Here is a 16,864-nt window from a genome sequence, read left to right as displayed (position 1 = left end):
TGACTCTGGCGAGACGGTAGAGCAGGAAGCCGGCTGAAGGGAATTGTTTTTGCGCGGATCTCGCCAGCGACAGGCCCGTCATGCTCCAGCGCCGGAACCGGCCCGCGCGCCCTCTCCCCCTGCGGGAGAGGGTTGGGGTGAGGGGTCGCGCGATCCGGAATCGTTCGCGTTGCGGGGTGCTTTCATTGGAAAGGTGGCGCGACCCCTCATCCGTCTCGGCTTCGCCGATCCACCTTCTCCCTCAAGGGGAGAAGGGAAGCCCCACGCTTCGCCCGGAATGACTCGAGACTCTGGAGATCACGGACAGGGATTGCCGACGAGCTGATGGATCGCGTCGATTCCCGCCTCGACCTCGGCCGAAAGCTTCACATCGATCGAGGCGATGTCGGTCCTGAGCTGTTCCATCGAGGTCGCGCCGATGATGTTGGCGGTGACGAAGGGGCGGCTGTTGACGAAGGCGAGCGCCATCTGCGCCGGATCGAGCCCGGATTCACGGGCAAGCCCGATATAGCGCTTGATCGCCTCCTCGGCGCCGGCCGTCTGGTAACGCTGGCCGCGATCGAACAGCGTCGTGCGCGCTCCGGCCGGGCGGGCGCCGTCGAGATATTTACCGGTGAGGTAGCCCTGCGCCAGCGGCGAATAGGCGAGCAGGCCGACATCCTCATGAACAGCGACCTCGGCCAAGGCCGTCTCGAAGGTGCGGTTGAGCAGGCTGTAGGCGTTCTGGATCGACTGCACCCGCGGCGTGCCGCGCGCTTCCGAATCGGTCACGAAGCGCATCGTGCCCCAGGCGCTCTCGTTGGAGAGGCCGAGATGGCGGATCTTGCCGGCCTTGATCACCTCGGCAAAGGCATCGAGCTGCTCTGCGATCGGAGTCTCGTCGGCGGCCGAGGCATAGGCTTCCTTGGCGAAGCGCGTCGGATTCGAGCCCCAGGGCATCGGCCGCTCGGGGAAATGCAGCTGGTAGAGATCGATATAGTCGGTCTGCAAACGCTGCAGGCTCTTGTCGACGGCCTCGAAGATTTGCTTGCGCGTCACCCGCGTCGGGCTCTTGTCGTCGCGGAACCAGGTGTTGCCGCCGCGCCCGCAGACCTTCGAGGCCAGGATGATCTTGTCGCGGTTCTTCCGCGCCTTGAACCAGCTGCCGATGATCCGTTCGGTCGAGCCCTGCGTCTCCGGCTTCGGCGGAATCGAATAGAGCTCGGCCGTGTCGAAGAAATTGATGCCCTGCTCGACGGCGTAATCCATCTGGGCATGGCCTTCGGCTTCGGTGTTCTGCTCTCCCCAGGTCATGGTTCCCAGGCAGATCACCGAGACCTTGAGATCGGTGCGTCCGAGGCGGCGGTATTCCATGGCGAAGCAACTCCGGAAGCAGGGGCCGGCAGGCGGCAATGCAAGAAACGGGGACACGCCGCGCGGAGAACCCGCTGGCGGATCAGGACCTGGGCTGCAAGGTGGCGATGAAGCGCTCGACCGTCGGCAGGATGGTCCGGACGATGACGGCGACGCCTTCGGCCGTGGGATGAAGCCCATCCGCCTGGTTCAGGGCGCGGTCGCCCGCGATGCCTTCCAGGAAGAACGGGTAAAGCACCAGCCCGTGCTTTTTCGCAAGCTCGGGATAGATCGCATCGAAGCGTTTCGCGAAATCCTCGCCGAGATTGCGCGGCGCATACATGCCCGCCAGCAGCACCGGGATCTTCCGCTCGCTCAGACGGGCAATGATCGCTTCGAGATTTTTCCGCGTCAGGGCCGGGTCGACGCCGCGCAAGGCATCGTTGGCGCCGAGTTCGAGGATGACGCCGTCGGTGCCGTCGGGCACCGACCAGTCGAGCCGCTCCAACCCGCCCTGCGTGGTGTCGCCGGAAACGCCCGCGTTCACGATTTCGACAGCGAGGCCCTTCTGGCGCAAGGCCTGCCCCAGCACGGTCGGGAAAGCGGCGCTGCCGGGCAGGTTGTACCCGGCGGACAGCGAATCGCCGAGGGCGACGAGCTTCAGCGACCGTCCTGCCCGCGGATCGGAAGGAGCAGTCTGGGCACCGGCCATGTCAGGGGCCCCGATGAAAAGCAGCAGGAAGGCAACGAAAAACGTCGCAGCCGATTGGACAAGCGCAAACCCGAGCCCATATGGCCGCAGACCGCGCCGCGCCGTGGTTCCGCCCCGCTCAAGGCGCGATTCGGTGCGAGCGGAGATGGCGATGGAAGCGTAAATCGGGATCATGGCGTGATGAGCGAGAAGGCCGCTTCGGCAATCGAGTTGCAGGATGTCCACCTGAGTTTGGGGCGTGGCGCTGCCCGCGTCCATATCCTCAAGGGCGTCTCGGCGTCGCTGGCCGACGGCGAGGCGACCGGGCTCGTCGGCCCCTCCGGCTCCGGCAAGTCGACCCTGCTGATGACCATGGCCGGGCTGGAGCGCCCCGATTCAGGGCTGGTGAAGGTCGCCGGCCAGGATCTTGGCGCCCTCGACGAAGACGGGCTCGCAATTTTCCGCGGCCGGCATATCGGCATCGTCTTCCAGTCTTTCCACCTCGTCCCGACCATGACGGCCCGCGAGAACGTGGCGCTGCCGCTGGAGCTCGCCGGCCATCCCGACGCCTTCACCCGCGCCGAAGCCGAACTGCGCAATGTCGGCCTCGGTCATCGCATGGACCATTATCCCGCCCAGCTTTCCGGCGGCGAGCAGCAGCGCGTCGCCATCGCGCGCGCCGTCGCGCCGGACCCCGCGATCCTCGTCGCCGACGAGCCCACCGGCAATCTCGACGAATCGACCGGCCGCGCCATCGTCGACCTGATCTTCGCCCTCAAGCGCGAACGTGGCGCGACGCTGGTGCTCGTCACCCATGATCTCTCGCTGGCCGCGCTCTGCGAGCGCACGGTCCGCCTGCGCTCCGGCGTGATCGAGGCCGAACCCGAGACGGCGGTCGCCTGACGATGCACGCCCCCGTCAAACCGCCGCAAATGCCGGCCTACCGCCCTCCAGGCATCGGCCTCACCTTACGCCTCGCCATTCGCGATCTGCGCGCGGGCTTACGCGGCTTCGGCATCTTCATCGCCTGCCTCGCGCTCGGCGTCATGACCATCGCCGCCGTCGCCTCGGCCTCGCGCGGCCTGACCGAGGGCCTCGCGCGTGAAGGCCGGCGCATCCTCGGCGGCGATGCCGCCTTCAGCCTGATCCACCGCGAGGCGACCCCGCCCGAACGCGCCTTCCTGACCGCGCGCGGCACGGTCTCCAGCATCGCCACCATGCGCGGCATGGCCAATGCCGGCGAGAAAGGCGCGGCTCTGGTCGAGATCAAGGCGGTCGACGCGGCCTATCCGAGCATCGGCACGGTCGAGACCGATCCGCAGGCGCCGCTGCCCGGCCTCCTCGGCCAGCGCGACGGCGTCTATGGCGCGGTCGCCGATCCCGTCCTGTTCGGTCGGCTCGACCTCAAGCCTGGCGATATCGTCACCGTCGGCGGCGCAAAAATCCAGTTGCGCGCCAATCTGGTCTCCGAGCCCGACAAGATCGCGGCCGGCGTCGGCTTCGGTCCGCGTCTCCTGATGTCGCAGGAGGCGCTGAGGGCGACCGGCCTGATCCAGCCGGGCAGCCTGATCCGCTGGACCTATCGCCTCCAGCTCCCGCCGGCCGCGACGAGCGATGCCGACCTCGACAGGCTGATCGCGGATGCCGGCGCGCAGCAGCGCGAAGCCGGTTGGGAAATCCGCTCCCGCGCCAATGCCGCGCCGAGCTTCCAGCGCAATCTCGAACGCTTCACCCAGTTCCTGACGCTGGTCGGGCTCACCGCCCTGCTCGTCGGCGGCGTCGGCGTCGCCAACGCGGTGCGCCGCTTCGTCGAAGCCAAGAAGCTCGATTTCGCCACGATGAAGGCGGTCGGCGCCACCGGCGGACGCGTCGTCGCGATTCACCTGACCGAAGTGATGCTCGTTGCCGCGATCGGCACTGCCATCGGCCTCGTGCTTGGCGCCGCCGCCCCCTTCGGTCTCGGCGCCGTCGTCCAGAGCATCCTGCCGGTCCCGTTCGAGCCGACCTTGGCGCCGGGCGAGCTCGCGATCGCCGCGCTCTACGGCCTGCTGACCGCGTTCGTCTTCGCGATCATCCCGCTCGGGCGCGCCCATGATATCCCGGTCTCCGCCCTGTTCCGCGACAAGGTCGAGCCCGATCCGCGCCGCCCCCGCGCGATCTATCTCGTCCTCTGCGTGCTGGCTTTGGCAGGTCTTGCCGGCGTCGCCATCGGCTTCGCCTATGATCGCCGGATTGCGCTGATCTATATCGGCGTGATGTTCGGCGTCTTCCTGCTGCTGCGCGCCGTCTCGCTCGGCCTGATGGCGCTGGCCCGCCGCATCCCGCGCCCGCGCCGCCCGGCGCTGCGCATGGCGCTGGCCAACAGCCACCGGCCGGGCGCGCTGACGCCTGCGCTCGTGCTGTCGCTCGGCCTGGGCGTCGCCCTGCTCTCGGCGCTCTCCTTCATCGATGTCAGCCTGACCCGGCAGCTCACCGGCGCCCTACCCGACAAGGCGCCGAGCTTCTTCTTCCTCGACGTGCCCAGCCGCGATTCCGAGCGCTTCGACGCCTTCCTCGCGACGGAACGACCGGGCGCGAAGACCGAGCGCGTACCGATGATGCGCGGCCGCATCGTCTCGGTGAACGAGACCCGCGCCGAGGACATCAAGGCGAGCGAGCAATCCGCCTGGGTGCTCGACGGCGACCGCGGCATCACCTACGCCGCCACATTGCCGGAAGGCTCGCGCATCGCCACTGGCGAGTGGTGGCCAGCCGATTATCGCGGCGAGCCGCTGGTCTCCTTCGACGCCCAGAACGCTGCCGGTATCGGCCTGAAGATCGGCGACCGACTCACCGTCAACGTGCTCGGCCGCAACATCACCGCCCGCGTCGCCAATTTCCGCACGGTCGACTGGCGCTCCTTCGGCATCAATTTCGTCATGGTGTTCTCGCCCAACACCTTCGCCGGCGCCCCACACACCAATCTCGCCACCATCACGGCGAGCCCCGACGGCAAGGGCGCGACCGACGCCGCCCTGATGCGTCGCCTCGCGCTCGACTTCCCGGCCGTCACGGCGGTGCGGGTCAAGGATGCGCTCGAAGCGGTTAACACCATCGTCGCCCAGCTCGCCATGGCGATCCGCGGCGCGTCGGGCCTCGCGATCGCCGCGAGCCTTCTGGTGCTGGGAGGAGCGCTCGCCGCCGGGCAGCGGGCGCGGCTCTATGACGCGATGATCCTGAAAACCCTCGGCGCGACCCGTCGCTTCATACTTTCGTCGTACGCCCTTGAATACGCCGCCATCGGCTTCGTCGCCGCCGTGTTCGGCGTTGTCGCGGGTACAGCGGCAGGCTGGGGGATCGTCACGCAAGTGATGCGGATCGAGTTCGTCAGTGATCCCACCGGGGCAGTACTGGCTGCGACTGCCGCCATAGGGGTTACCGTCCTGTTTGGGCTCGTCGGTACGATAAAAATACTGACGAAAGCGCCGGCTTCTCATCTCAGAAATTTGTGATGACTGTCTACGAACGACTCTCGGTAAACATTAAAATCCTGTAATTCTGCATGTGTGCAGTGCCGAACTTCTATCGCCGGCCCGGGCCTAACCATGGCCGGCCCTTGTAAGAACCGGCAAAGCCCCTCATATTCCCTCCATCGCGACTTTTCGTGCGCGAGGATGGCTGGCGCCTGCGCGCTTGGCCGTCGTCCGAAACTACGTCAGGGGAAAGTCTCTTAATGAGCAACTTCGACCGCAATGCTCCAGTCTGGGGTGCCGGCCGCGCACAGCAGACCAGCGCCGTCGAGATGGATCAGGGCCTGCGCTCGTTCATGCTCGGCGTCTACAACAACATGACGATCGGCCTCGGCATCACCGGCCTCGCCGCGCTCGCCATTTCGATGCTGGCAATCGCCGGCTACACGCCCGACGGCAAGATCGCCGGACTGACCGCGCTCGGCCAGGCGATCTATCTCAGCCCGCTGAAATGGGTCGTGATGCTGGCTCCGCTCGCCTTCATCATGCTGTTCTCGTTCAAAGCCGAGAACATGAGCGCCGCTTCGGCGCGCACCATGTTCTTCGTCTTCGCGGCGGTGATGGGCGTCTCGATGTCGTCGATCCTCGTGGTCTTCACCGGCGCCTCGGTCGTGCGCGTCTTCTTCATCACGGCCGCCGCCTTCGGCGCGCTGAGCCTCGTCGGCTATACCACGAAGAAGTCGCTCTCGGGCATGGGCTCCTTCCTGATCATGGGCCTGATCGGCCTGATCATCGCCTCGGTGGTCAACCTGTTCCTGGCGTCGAGCGCGCTCTCCTTCGGCATCTCGGTGCTGGGCGTGCTGATCTTCGCGGGCCTGACCGCCTGGGATACCCAGCGTCTGAAGGAGATGTATCTCTATTCGAACCTGGATCCGGAATCGGCTGCGAAGCTCTCGGTGAACGGCGCGCTGTCGCTCTACCTGAACTTCATCAACATGTTCCAGATGCTGATCAGCCTGCTCGGCGACCGCCGCTGAGCCAACCGATAGCGGGCATGATGCCCCAAGCGAGCCCCGGCCCTGCGGCCGGGGCTTTTCTTTTGGCACGACCGTTGCTCATTCTGCGAGCATGACGACGCCATCGATCCGCCTGGGCCTTCCGGCCGACATTCCCGCCATCGCCGCGATCTATGCCCATGCGGTGCTGCACGGCACCGCCTCCTGGGAGCTGGAGCCGCCGGGCGAAGCGGAGATGCAACGGCGCTACGAGGCGATCCTGGCCGGCGGCTACCCCTATCTCGTCGCGGAGCGGGACGGGGCCATCCTCGGCTATGCCTATGCCGGCGCCTACCGGCCGCGCCCGGCCTACCGCGCCACCGTCGAGAACTCGATCTATATCGCGCCTGCCGCGCAGGGGCTCGGCATCGGCAGCCTGCTGCTCGACGCCCTGATGAGCGCCTGCACCGAACGGGGTTTCCGTCAGATGATCGCGGTGATCGGGGATGGCACCGGCGCCTCGGTCGGCTCGCGCCGCCTGCATGAGCGCGCCGGGTTCCGCCTGATCGGGGTCGCCGAAAAGGTCGGCTTCAAGCACGGCCGCTGGCTCGACCAGATGCTGATGCAGAAGGAACTGGGCGAAGGTGACCGCACGCCGCCGGGCGTCTGAAATCCGATACCGGGCTGATGCGCTAGCTCACCACGCTGAGCTTGTTGTCGAGCACCTTGAGGACGCGCGAGAGCTCCGAGCCGCGCTTCAGGATCAGCCCCGTCGCCGCCACGACCGAGTAGGCCCCCTGCCGGCGTGCCAGCGCCGGATCCTTGACGATGCGGTAGAGCGGCATTTCCGACGAGCGCCGGAACACCGAGAACTGCGCCTTGTCCTTCAGGAAATCGATGGCGTAGTCGCGCCATTCGCCGGCCGCGACCATGCGGCCATAGAGGTTCAGCAATTCGCTCAGTTCGCGGCGGTCGAAGGTCACGGCGACCGGCCGGGCGGGCGCCGGAAAATGGACGACCGCTCCGGCGGCTTGCGATTGCGGCGTTTCGCTTTCGCTCATGGCGCCTCCCTGTCCGGGTCTCACCAAATCATTCCGGAGATGATGCGCCCGCGATCCTGTGCTGGCAAGGGACCCCCACGCGCTCCGATCGGCCTCTCCGCAAATGCCCCATTTTTGCCGCTAACACGCCAAGCGAGCGCCAAGTTGCGGCGGTCAACTCTCCTTGTTGCCTCGACGGCCCGGTTTCGCTGATCGCCGGTTTGTCAGCCCCCCAGCCCCCCGGAGTTCGGGCGGAGCCGGGCCACCGAGTCGGGGCCAACTAGCGGCTGGCATTGCGCCGGCCGTTTTTCTTTTGGGGTTTCCGAACCACCGCCCTCGTTCCGGTCCCGTCATGCTCGCCCTTGTGGCGAGCATCCACGTCTTGAACACCGGACTCGACCAGCAAAGACATGGATGGTCGGGACAAGCCCGACCATGACGACGAACGCCGTTTCACGGACCCCGGGGCTCATCGCTGCGCGAAGCCCCGAAATGACGGAAGCGAACCGCGCTTCTATCGCGCCTGCCCATGATACTCGGCATTGGGCCGCATATCGACGGCCGAGGCCATCCGGTTCGACATGTTGTAGAAGGACGCCACCGCGCCGATATCCCAGATGTCGCGCTCGCCAAAGCCGGCCTTGCGCAGGGCCTGCCGATCCTCCTCGCCGATCAGATGCGGCGTTTCGGTCAGCTTGACCGAGAAGTCGAGCATGGTGCGATGCCGGACCGAAAGCTCTGCTGCCCGATAGTTCATCACCAGGAGCTCGCCCAGCACGGGATCGCCCGAGAGCTGGCGCACGGCCGCGCCATGGGCGGTGAGGCAGTAATAGCAGCGATTCACGCTGGAGACCGCGACCGCGATCATCTCCCGCTCCAGCTTCGACAGGCCTGACGGCGCCAGCATCAGGTCGTTGTAGAAGGCGGCGAAGGCCGAAAGCTTGGCATCGTCATGCGCACAGGAGGTCAGGACGTTCGGCACGAAGCCGAGCTTCTCCTCGCATTTCGCGAAATAGGCCTGGTTTCCGGCTGAGAGCGCACCCGGCTTCAAGTCCAGCGCCATCACGGCCGGGGGCGAATCCTGGCGCGCGGGCTCTTCTCCGACCTTGGGTTTGTCATGCTTTGTTGCCATGGTGTGTCCTGTCGAGTCGGGGGGCGCGTCAGTTTGCCGCTTTTTCAGGCACGGCAAGTTGAAAGGCTACGCAGCCTATGTCATCGCTGCGGCAAAACAACTGGGGTTGAGACATGGGCAAACGGGTGACGAACGCGACTGCGGGTGCAATCGCAGCGATCGAGGCCGCAGCCACCGGACTGAAGAGTTCGATGCCCGCCGAATTCCCCCGCCTGCTTTTTGGCCGTTCCGTTGCCGAGGATCTCGAGGCCCTTCCGGCCGAGATGCTGGCCCGCACCGCCGCCGCTGCCTTCGAGCACCTCGCCCAGCCGCGCAAGCCCGACACGATCAACCTGCGCTTCCGTGACGAGGAATTCGGCGAGGGCGAGCGCAAGAACCAGCTCACCGTCCTTGAGGTCGTCAACGACAACAAGCCGTTCCTGCTCGATTCGACGCTGGCCGAATTGCAGGAGCAGGGCCACGAGCCGCGCCTCGTCGCTCATCCGATCCTGGCGGTCGCCCGCGACGCCAAGGGCAAGTTCGCCTCGCTCGCCGGCGAGGCGACCGGCCGCGCGCCCGAGGGCACGCGCCGCGAGAGCCTGCTCCATATCCATGTCCCGCGCATCGATACGCCGGAAGCGCGCGAGAAGCTGCGGGCCGGGCTGGAGCGCGTCTATAACGATGTCGCGCTTGCCGTGGACGATTGGGCCGCGATGCGTGGCCGAATCACCGAGGTGATCCAGGCCTATCGCGCCAACCCGCCGCCACTGCCGGAAGACGAGATCAACGAAGCGCTGCAATTCCTCGAATGGATCGCCGGCGACAATTTTACCCTGCTCGGCATCCGCGCCTATCGCTTCCCCGGCGGTGACGTCGCGGCCGACCCGATCGAGGGCTCCGGCCTCGGCATCCTGCGCGACCCGACGGTGAAGGTCCTGCGCAAGGGCCGGGAACTGGTCACGGTCACGCCGGAGCTGCGCTCCTTCCTGGCCAAGCCCCAGGCGCTCATCATCACCAAGGCCAACGTCAAGAGCCTGGTCCATCGCCGCGTCCATCTCGACTATGTCGGCGTCAAGCTGTTCACGCCGGACGGAAGGCTCGACGGCGAATTGCGTATCGTCGGCCTCCTGACCTCGAACGCCTATACCGGCTCGGCCCGTGCCATCCCCTATCTCAGACTCAAGGTCGCGCGCGTCGCCAAGAATATCGGCTTCGACCCTGCGAGCTATTCCGGCCGCGCCCTGATGAACGTGCTCGACGCCTATCCGCGCGACGAGCTCTTCCAGATCGACACCCCGACGCTGGAGCAGTTCGCGCTCGACATCCTCCAGCTCACCGAGCGACCGCGCATCCGCGCGCTCGCCCGCGTCGACGAGTTCGACCGCTTCGTCTCGATCCTCGTCTTCATCCCGAAGGACCGCTACGACACCACCGTGCGCCTGCGCGTCGGCGATTTCCTGGCGCGGGTCTATGGCGGGCGCCTCTCGGCCGCCTATCCCGCCTATCCCGAGGGGCCGCTCTCGCGCACCCACTACATCATCGGCCGCGACGAGGGCAAAACCCCGCGCGTCGAGCGCTCGACGCTGGAAGCCGGCATCAGCGCCATCGTCCGCACCTGGGGCGATGGATTGAAGGACGTACTCGACCAGGAGAAGGCTGGCCCCGCCGCCCGCGCGCTGGCCGAGCGCTATGCCGAGGCCTTCGGCGCCGCCTATCGCGAGCGCTTCTCGGCCGCCGATGCGCTCGTCGATATCGAGATGCTCCAGCAGCTCACGCCGGAGCGGAGCCGCGCCGTCAATCTCTACCGGCGCGAGGGCGACGACGCCAAGCGCGCCAATCTCAAGGTGTTCTCGCGCGGTACGCCGATCTCGCTCTCGGCCCGCGTCCCGGTGCTGGAGAACATGGGCTTCCGCGTCGTCAACGAGCGGACCTACAATGTCATGCCGCAAGGCAATGGCGACGCGGTCCGCATCTGGCTGCACGACATGACGCTGGAGCGCGCCGACGACGGCGAGATCGACATCGAACATCTCGATCCGACCATCGAGGCGGCGCTGATGGCGCAATTCCGCGGCCTCGCGGAATCCGATCGCTTCGACCAACTCGTGCTGGTCGCCGGCCTCGCCTGGCGGGAAGCTGCGCTGCTGCGCGCCTTCGGTCGCTATCTGCGCCAGGCCGGCGCGCCCTATGCCCAGGGCTATATCGCCGACGCCCTGACCCGCCATTCCGACATCGCCGCCGGGCTCGTCGCCTATTTCGCCGCGAAGTTCGACCCGCGCATCCCCGCCGGTGAGCGCGAGCAGCGCATGGCCCAGAAGCACGCCGAGATCGAGGAAGCGCTCGACGCCGTCACCAGCCTCGACGACGACCGCATCCTGCGCCGCCTCGTCAATCTGGTCGATGCTGCGCTCCGCACGAACTTCTTCCAGATCGGCCCGGACGGCCAGCCGCGCCAGACCATCACCTTCAAGTTCGACTGCGCCAGGGTCGACGGGCTGCCGCTGCCGCGACCGCTCTACGAGATCTTCGTCTATTCGCCGCGCGTCGAAGGCGTGCATATGCGCTTCGGCAAGGTCGCCCGCGGCGGCCTGCGCTGGTCCGACCGGCCGCAGGATTTCCGCACCGAGGTGCTGGGTCTCGTCAAGGCGCAGCAGGTCAAGAACGCGGTGATCGTGCCGGTCGGCGCCAAGGGCGGCTTCTTCCCGAAGCAGCTCCCGCCGGCCTCCGACCGCGCCGCCTGGCTGGCCGAGGGCACCGAGAGCTATCGCATCTTCATCCGCAACCTGCTCGAGCTCACCGACAATCTCGACGGCGAGACCATCGTGCCGCCGCCGGACACGGTGCGCCATGACGGCGACGATCCTTATCTCGTCGTCGCCGCCGACAAGGGCACCGCGACCTTCTCCGACACCGCCAACGCGATCTCGCTGGAGAAGCATCACTGGCTCGGCGACGCCTTCGCCTCCGGCGGCTCTCAAGGGTATGACCACAAGGGCATGGGCATCACGGCGCGCGGCGCCTGGGAAGCGGTGAAGCGCCATTTCCGCGAGGTCGATATCGACATCCAGACGACGCCCTTCACCGTCGCCGGCGTCGGCGACATGTCGGGCGACGTCTTCGGCAACGGCATGCTGCTCTCGCCGGCGATCAAGCTGGTCGCGGCCTTCGACCACCGCGACATCTTCCTCGATCCCGATCCGGACACGGCGAAGTCCCTGGCCGAACGCCAGCGCCTTTTTGCCCTGCCGCGCTCGTCCTGGGCTGACTATGACAAGAGCCTGATCTCGAAGGGCGGCGGCATCTTCTCGCGTTCGGCCAAGAGCATCCCGCTCTCGGCCGAGGTCCGCGCCTTGCTCGACCTCGACAAGAAGGAGGTCTCGCCGCCCGAACTGATGACGGCCATCCTGAAGGCGCGTATCGACCTGCTCTGGTTCGGCGGCATCGGCACCTATATCCGTGCCTCCGAAGAGACCGACGCGCAGGTCGGCGACCGCGCCAATGACGCGATCCGCATCACCGGCAACGACGTCCGGGCCCGCGTCATCGGCGAAGGCGCCAATCTCGGCATGACCCAGCGCGGCCGCATCGAGGCGGCGCGCAAGGGCGTCAAGCTCAACACCGACGCAATCGACAACTCGGCCGGCGTCAACACCTCCGACGTCGAGGTCAACATCAAGATCGCGCTCGCAGACCCGGTGAAGGACGGGCGCCTGAAGGAAGACAAGCGCAACGAACTGCTCGCCGCGATGACCGACGAGGTCGGCGATCTCGTGCTGCGCAACAACTACCTGCAGACACTGGCGCTCTCGCTGACCGAGGCGCAAGGATCGGCCGCGACGCCCGGCCTGCGCTTCCTGATGCAGACGCTGGAGCAGGACGGAAGGCTCGACCGCTCGGTCGAGTATCTGCCGAGCGACGCCCAGCTCGCCGAGCGCGAGAAGCGCAGCGAAGGCCTGACCCGGCCGGAACTCGCGGTGTTGCTGGCCTATGCCAAGCTCTCGCTGCACGACGCCCTGCTCGAATCCTCGGTGCCGGACGATCCCTACCTCGCCACCGAACTCGTCCGCTATTTCCCGAAGGCGCTGCGCGAGGCCTATCCGGACGCGATCGCCAGCCACAAGCTGCGCCGCGAGATCGTGGCGACGCAGCTCGCCAACGCCATCGTCAACCGCGGCGGCCCGGCGCTGGTGCCGGTCCTGGCGGCGCTGACCCGTTCGGACGCGCCGGCCATCGCCGCGGCTTACGCCATCGCCCGCGATTCCTTCGATCTCATTGCCCTCAACGGCGAGATCGACGCGCTCGATGCGAAGATTCCCGGCAAGACCCAGCTCGGCCTCTACGGCGCCGCGCAGGAGCTCGTCACCAACCGCATGGGCTGGTTCCTGCGGCGCCGCGTCGCCGAGCCCGGCACGATCGAGCAGACCATCGCCCGCTACGCCAAGGGCGTGACGGAACTGGCCGGCGAGCTCGGCAACCTGCTGCCCGAAGCTGCCTCCCAAGCGAGGTTGGCGCGCATCGCCGTGCTGACCTCGGAAGGCGTGCCGGAGGCGCTGGCTGCCCGCATTGCCAGCTTGCCGGCACTCGCCGAAGCAACGGACATCGTCGACATCGCCGAGCGCAGCAAGCGTAAGATCGGCGAGGTCGCCCGCATCCATTTCGGCGTCGACGCGCTGTTCGGCCTGTCGAGCCTGAAGGCCGCGGCCGCGGCCGTGCCGGCAACGGACGATTACGAGCGCCTCGCCCGCGAACGGGCAATCGAGACCCTTGACGACGCCCAGTCCAACCTGACGCAGGAGGTCTCGGCCTCCGCCAAGGGGCAGGGCACGCTGGAGAGCTGGCTCGCCGAGCGCGGCGAGGACGCGGAGCGAACCCGCAGCACCGTCAACGCGATCGCAAGCTCCGGCCTGACCCTGCCGAAGCTGATGGTCGCGGCCGGCATGCTGGCCGACCTGCCGCGCAAGCATTAGAAAGCTTGGTGTTCCGGCGCTGAAACACACCGTCATTCCGGGCTTGACCCGGAATCCATCGGAGAGCACCTGCCCTATGATGGATTCCGGATCGGCGCCGCTAACGCGGCTTGTCCGGAATGACGACGGAGTTTCAGCACGCCAACCAGCCCCGCTTGCTACTCTGGAACGGAAAAACCGATGACCGGCGAAACCGACACGACCACCCGCATCGACCCCAAGCTGCTTGAAATCCTGGTCTGCCCGCTGACCAAGGCGACGCTGGAATATGATGCGGCAAAACAGGAATTGATCAGCCGACCGGCCAAGCTGGCCTATCCGATCCGCGACGGCATCCCGATCATGCTGCCGGAAGAGGCACGCCCGCTGGAAGACTGAGACTAAACCGTCATTCTCGGGCGGCGCGTAGCGGCGACCCGAGTATCTCGTGCCGACAGAGGCGCCATCTCCTTCGAGAGATGCTCGGGTCAGGTCCGAGCATGACGCGTGACGCTACAGTGCCTCACCCCTCAACAACCGCGGCGGTGCGCCGGCGACACCCGCAGCCTCGCGGATGAAGAAGCGCTTCAGGCCGGGCAGCCGGTCGACGAGGCCGAGGCCGAGATCGCGTGCCAGCCTGAGCGGCGTCGCGTCGTTCGAGAACAACCGGTTCAGCCCATCGGTCACCGCGCCCATCGCCACCGTATCGAAGCGCCGCGCCTTCTCGTAATCCTCCAGAACATCGGCAGAGCCGGGATCGAGCCCCAGCCGCGCCGCATCGACGATCGCTTCGGCCAAAGCCGCGACGTCCTTGAGGCCCAGATTGAGCCCCTGCCCGGCGATGGGGTGGATCAGATGCGCGGCATCGCCCAGCAGGGCCAGCCGCTCGCCGACGAAGCGACGCGCCACGCCGAAGCCGAGCGGATGCGCGCTCACCGCGCTTTCCAACGCGATCTCGCCGAGTTCGAGCCCGAAGCGCCGCTCGATCTCGGCCAGCATGTCCTGGGCATCGAGCGAGAGCAGCGGCTCGACATTCTCCGCCCGCTCCGTCCAGACGATCGAGGAGCGGTGCCGCAGCGCCCCGCCATCGGCCAGCGGCAGGATCGCGAAAGGCCCCGACGGCAGGAAATGCTCGACCGCGCGACCGTCATGCGGCCGCTCATGCCCGATCGTCGCGACGATGCCCGACTGCCCGTAATCCCAGCCGACCCAGCCAATCCCGGCCTGTTCTCGCAGTTTCGAGCGCGCGCCGTCGGCGGCAACCAGCAACGCCGCCTCGCAGCGCGCTCCATCGCTGAAAACGACCTCGACCGAGGTATCCTCTGCCGTGAAGCGCCGCACGCCGGCTTTGTGCAATTCGACGCCGGCAGTCTCGCAGGCGGTCTTCAAGGCCGCAATCAGGGCCCCATTTTCGACCATATGGGCGAAGGGCTCGCCGGGCTCGACCTCGCCGTCGAAAGTCAGGAAGACCGGGCGGACCGCATCCTCGATGCGGCTGTCCGAGACGACCATCTCCAGCATCGGCTGGGCGGTATGGGCGATTGCCTCCCAGATCCCGAGCGTCTTCAGCATCGCCCGGCCGCCGGCCGCGACCGCATAGGCGCGGTTGTCGGCGCGGGGCGCGGCCGCCAGCGCAGGGTCGGCCAGGATGACCGCGAAATCCTCGCCCAGCCCCTGCTTCAGCGCGAGCGCGAGCGCCAGCCCGGCAATGCCGCCGCCGGCGATGACGATGCGCATGGCGCCGCTGCCCTCTTCGATAGCCATATCGTCCTTCTCTCCGCGTCGACTTGACGCCACGGGATGCCTCGGTGCTGATGCCAGGCGGATCCGGCTGTCCCTGTGCGGGCCGCCGGCCGCTCCGTCAACCTGACCGTGATGCCGCCGACCATGTCCCAGATCAGCGCCTCCCTGACGGCGATTCTCGACCTCGAACCGCTCGAGCGCAACCTGTTCCGCGGTCGCAGCCCGAAATCGACCTGGCCCCGCGTCTTCGGCGGGCAGGTGATCGCGCAATCGCTCTATGCCGCCTGCAAGACCGTCGAGGGCCGGCAGCCGCATTCGCTGCATGCCTATTTCCTGCTGCCGGGCGACCCCGAGATCCCGATCGTCTACGAGGTCGACCGCTTGCGCGACGGCCGCTCCTTCACCACGCGCCGCGTTCTGGCTATCCAGAAGGGCGAGGCGATCTTCGCGATGTCGGCCTCGTTCCATGTCGACGAGCCCGGCTATGAGCACCAGATGCCGATGCCGAAGGTGCCGATGCCGGAAGAGCTGCCGGACCGCGAGGAGATGGCCAGGACCTTCCTCTCCCATCTCCCCGATCCGCTCCAGACCTTCTATCAGCGCAAGCGGCCGATCGAGATCCGCCCCGTCGAGCTCGAACGCTATCGCGGCGGCGGCAGCCTGGAGCCGAAATTCAATGTCTGGATCCGGGCGATGGAGCCGCTGCCGGACGAGCCGGCCTTCCACCAGAGCGTGCTCGCCTACGCCTCCGACCTGCTGCTGCTCGATTCCAGCCTGATCGCCCATGGCGCTACGGTCTTCGACCAAAAGATCCAGGCCGCGAGCCTCGACCATGCCCTGTGGTTCCATCGCCCGTTCCGGGCGGACGAATGGCTGCTCTATTCGCAGGACAGCCCCTCGACCTCCGGCGCGCGGGGGTTTTCACGCGGACTGATCTTCGATCGGAGTGGGCACCTCGTCGCCTCCGTCGCGCAGGAAGGACTGATTCGGCCGCGCTCCGATCACAACTGATCGAATTACGGGCAGTTGCATAGAATCCAGCCACTTGCCTGATTCTTAGGCAAATCAGCCTGCCCTGTTCGTTTCTCCCCCTTTGATTCGTCTCCGGATGCGGCTTGGCCGCGCCCGGAACGGGTTGGCACGTCCCTTGAATTGCATGTTGCGACGCAACTGCGGTCCCGCAGGCGCGAGAGGTGCAACGAGATCGCCGGGGCTGACGACCGGGCGGCGCAGACGGGGAAACCCAGCACATGAAAATCGTGATGGCGATCATCAAGCCGTTCAAGCTGGAGGAGGTGCGCGACGGGCTCACCGCCGTCGGCGTGCACGGCCTGACCGTGACCGAGGTGAAAGGCTACGGCCGTCAGAAGGGTCATACGGAAATCTATCGCGGCGCCGAATACGCCGTGAGCTTCCTGCCGAAGATCAAGATCGAGGTCGCGGTCTCCGACGAACTCGTCGACCGGGTGATCGAGACGATCACCGCCGCCGCCCGCACCGGGCAGATCGGCGACGGCAAGATCTTCGTCTCGTCGATCGAGAAGGCCGTGCGCATCC

At 66.9% G+C, this 16,864-nt stretch carries 13 protein-coding genes; 8 read left to right on the top strand and 5 right to left on the bottom strand.

Annotation, left to right across the window (positions count from 1 at the left end; genetic code table 11):
* Positions 1-297: 297 nt before the first annotated feature.
* Both Q0Q02_RS14560 and Q0Q02_RS14555 read right to left on the bottom strand, forming a co-directional pair.
* Positions 298-1,353 carry an NADP(H)-dependent aldo-keto reductase gene (locus Q0Q02_RS14560; protein WP_293810463.1) on the bottom strand — a complete coding sequence of 352 codons (1,056 nt, stop codon included), beginning with the start codon at positions 1,351-1,353 and terminating at the stop codon, positions 298-300.
* Between the two features lie 82 nt (positions 1,354-1,435).
* A complete protein-coding gene (locus Q0Q02_RS14555; protein WP_293810501.1) occupies positions 1,436-2,044 on the bottom strand; it encodes an arylesterase in 609 nt (202 codons plus the stop codon).
* Positions 2,045-2,224: 180 nt separating this feature from the next.
* Between Q0Q02_RS14555 and Q0Q02_RS14550 the strand changes: the two genes are divergently transcribed.
* The 4 genes from Q0Q02_RS14550 (at position 2,225) to Q0Q02_RS14535 (ending at position 7,137) form a co-directional block, all read left to right on the top strand.
* Complete coding sequence (locus tag Q0Q02_RS14550) at positions 2,225-2,926, top strand: ABC transporter ATP-binding protein (protein WP_293810462.1); 702 nt, start codon at positions 2,225-2,227, stop codon at positions 2,924-2,926.
* 29 nt (positions 2,927-2,955) lie between these two features.
* Entirely contained in the window at positions 2,956-5,514 is a 2,559-nt protein-coding gene (locus Q0Q02_RS14545; protein WP_293810461.1) for an FtsX-like permease family protein, read from the top strand.
* Positions 5,515-5,735: 221 nt separating this feature from the next.
* Entirely contained in the window at positions 5,736-6,509 is a 774-nt protein-coding gene (locus Q0Q02_RS14540; protein ID WP_293810460.1) for a Bax inhibitor-1/YccA family protein, read from the top strand.
* Between the two features lie 91 nt (positions 6,510-6,600).
* Positions 6,601-7,137, top strand: a complete 537-nt coding sequence (locus Q0Q02_RS14535; protein ID WP_293810459.1) for an N-acetyltransferase family protein — start codon at positions 6,601-6,603, stop codon at positions 7,135-7,137.
* Positions 7,138-7,159: 22 nt separating this feature from the next.
* Here the strand turns inward: Q0Q02_RS14535 and Q0Q02_RS14530 are convergent, their stop codons facing one another.
* Both Q0Q02_RS14530 and Q0Q02_RS14525 read right to left on the bottom strand, forming a co-directional pair.
* On the bottom strand, positions 7,160-7,528 hold the full coding sequence (locus Q0Q02_RS14530) for a DUF2794 domain-containing protein (protein ID WP_293810458.1): 369 nt from the start codon (positions 7,526-7,528) through the stop codon (positions 7,160-7,162).
* 493 nt (positions 7,529-8,021) lie between these two features.
* On the bottom strand, positions 8,022-8,570 hold the full coding sequence (locus tag Q0Q02_RS14525; RefSeq protein ID WP_293810500.1) for a peroxidase-related enzyme: 549 nt from the start codon (positions 8,568-8,570) through the stop codon (positions 8,022-8,024).
* 260 nt (positions 8,571-8,830) lie between these two features.
* On the opposite strand from Q0Q02_RS14525, the gene Q0Q02_RS14520 reads away from it, so the two are divergent.
* Together Q0Q02_RS14520 and Q0Q02_RS14515 are read left to right on the top strand one after the other, a co-directional pair.
* Positions 8,831-13,585: an NAD-glutamate dehydrogenase gene (locus tag Q0Q02_RS14520; protein WP_367275037.1), complete on the top strand. Its 4,755-nt coding sequence runs from the start codon at positions 8,831-8,833 to the stop codon at positions 13,583-13,585.
* A gap of 180 nt (positions 13,586-13,765) precedes the next feature.
* Positions 13,766-13,963: a Trm112 family protein gene (locus Q0Q02_RS14515; protein ID WP_293810456.1), complete on the top strand. Its 198-nt coding sequence runs from the start codon at positions 13,766-13,768 to the stop codon at positions 13,961-13,963.
* Positions 13,964-14,077: 114 nt separating this feature from the next.
* On the opposite strand, the gene Q0Q02_RS14510 is transcribed toward Q0Q02_RS14515, so the two are convergent.
* Complete coding sequence (locus Q0Q02_RS14510) at positions 14,078-15,328, bottom strand: ubiquinone biosynthesis hydroxylase (protein WP_293810455.1); 1,251 nt, start codon at positions 15,326-15,328, stop codon at positions 14,078-14,080.
* A gap of 123 nt (positions 15,329-15,451) precedes the next feature.
* Here Q0Q02_RS14510 and tesB point away from each other — a divergent pair, with 123 nt between their 5' ends.
* Both tesB and Q0Q02_RS14500 read left to right on the top strand, forming a co-directional pair.
* Positions 15,452-16,318 (top strand): acyl-CoA thioesterase II, encoded by an 867-nt coding sequence (tesB, locus tag Q0Q02_RS14505; protein WP_293810454.1) that lies wholly within the window; start codon positions 15,452-15,454, stop codon positions 16,316-16,318.
* 239 nt (positions 16,319-16,557) lie between these two features.
* On the top strand, positions 16,558-16,864 hold a 307-nt coding region (locus tag Q0Q02_RS14500), incomplete at its 3' end, for a P-II family nitrogen regulator (protein WP_293810453.1).

This window comes from uncultured Allobosea sp., from assembly GCF_945956895.1.
Taxonomy (GTDB): Bacteria; Pseudomonadota; Alphaproteobacteria; order Rhizobiales; family Beijerinckiaceae; genus Allobosea.
This window is presented reverse-complemented; position numbering and strand designations above follow the sequence as displayed.

Coding starts and splice junctions, on each gene's coding strand:
- Q0Q02_RS14560 (WP_293810463.1), bottom strand. CDS start 1,353: ATGGAATACCGCCGCCTCGGACGCACCGATCTCAAGGTCTCGGTGATC.
- Q0Q02_RS14555 (WP_293810501.1), bottom strand. CDS start 2,044: ATGGCCGGTGCCCAGACTGCTCCTTCCGATCCGCGGGCAGGACGGTCG.
- Q0Q02_RS14550 (WP_293810462.1), top strand. CDS start 2,225: ATGAGCGAGAAGGCCGCTTCGGCAATCGAGTTGCAGGATGTCCACCTG.
- Q0Q02_RS14545 (WP_293810461.1), top strand. CDS start 2,956: ATGCCGGCCTACCGCCCTCCAGGCATCGGCCTCACCTTACGCCTCGCC.
- Q0Q02_RS14540 (WP_293810460.1), top strand. CDS start 5,736: ATGAGCAACTTCGACCGCAATGCTCCAGTCTGGGGTGCCGGCCGCGCA.
- Q0Q02_RS14535 (WP_293810459.1), top strand. CDS start 6,601: ATGACGACGCCATCGATCCGCCTGGGCCTTCCGGCCGACATTCCCGCC.
- Q0Q02_RS14530 (WP_293810458.1), bottom strand. CDS start 7,528: ATGAGCGAAAGCGAAACGCCGCAATCGCAAGCCGCCGGAGCGGTCGTC.
- Q0Q02_RS14525 (WP_293810500.1), bottom strand. CDS start 8,570: ATGGCGCTGGACTTGAAGCCGGGTGCGCTCTCAGCCGGAAACCAGGCC.
- Q0Q02_RS14520 (WP_367275037.1), top strand. CDS start 8,831: ATGCCCGCCGAATTCCCCCGCCTGCTTTTTGGCCGTTCCGTTGCCGAG.
- Q0Q02_RS14515 (WP_293810456.1), top strand. CDS start 13,766: ATGACCGGCGAAACCGACACGACCACCCGCATCGACCCCAAGCTGCTT.
- Q0Q02_RS14510 (WP_293810455.1), bottom strand. CDS start 15,328: ATGGCTATCGAAGAGGGCAGCGGCGCCATGCGCATCGTCATCGCCGGC.
- tesB (WP_293810454.1), top strand. CDS start 15,452: ATGTCCCAGATCAGCGCCTCCCTGACGGCGATTCTCGACCTCGAACCG.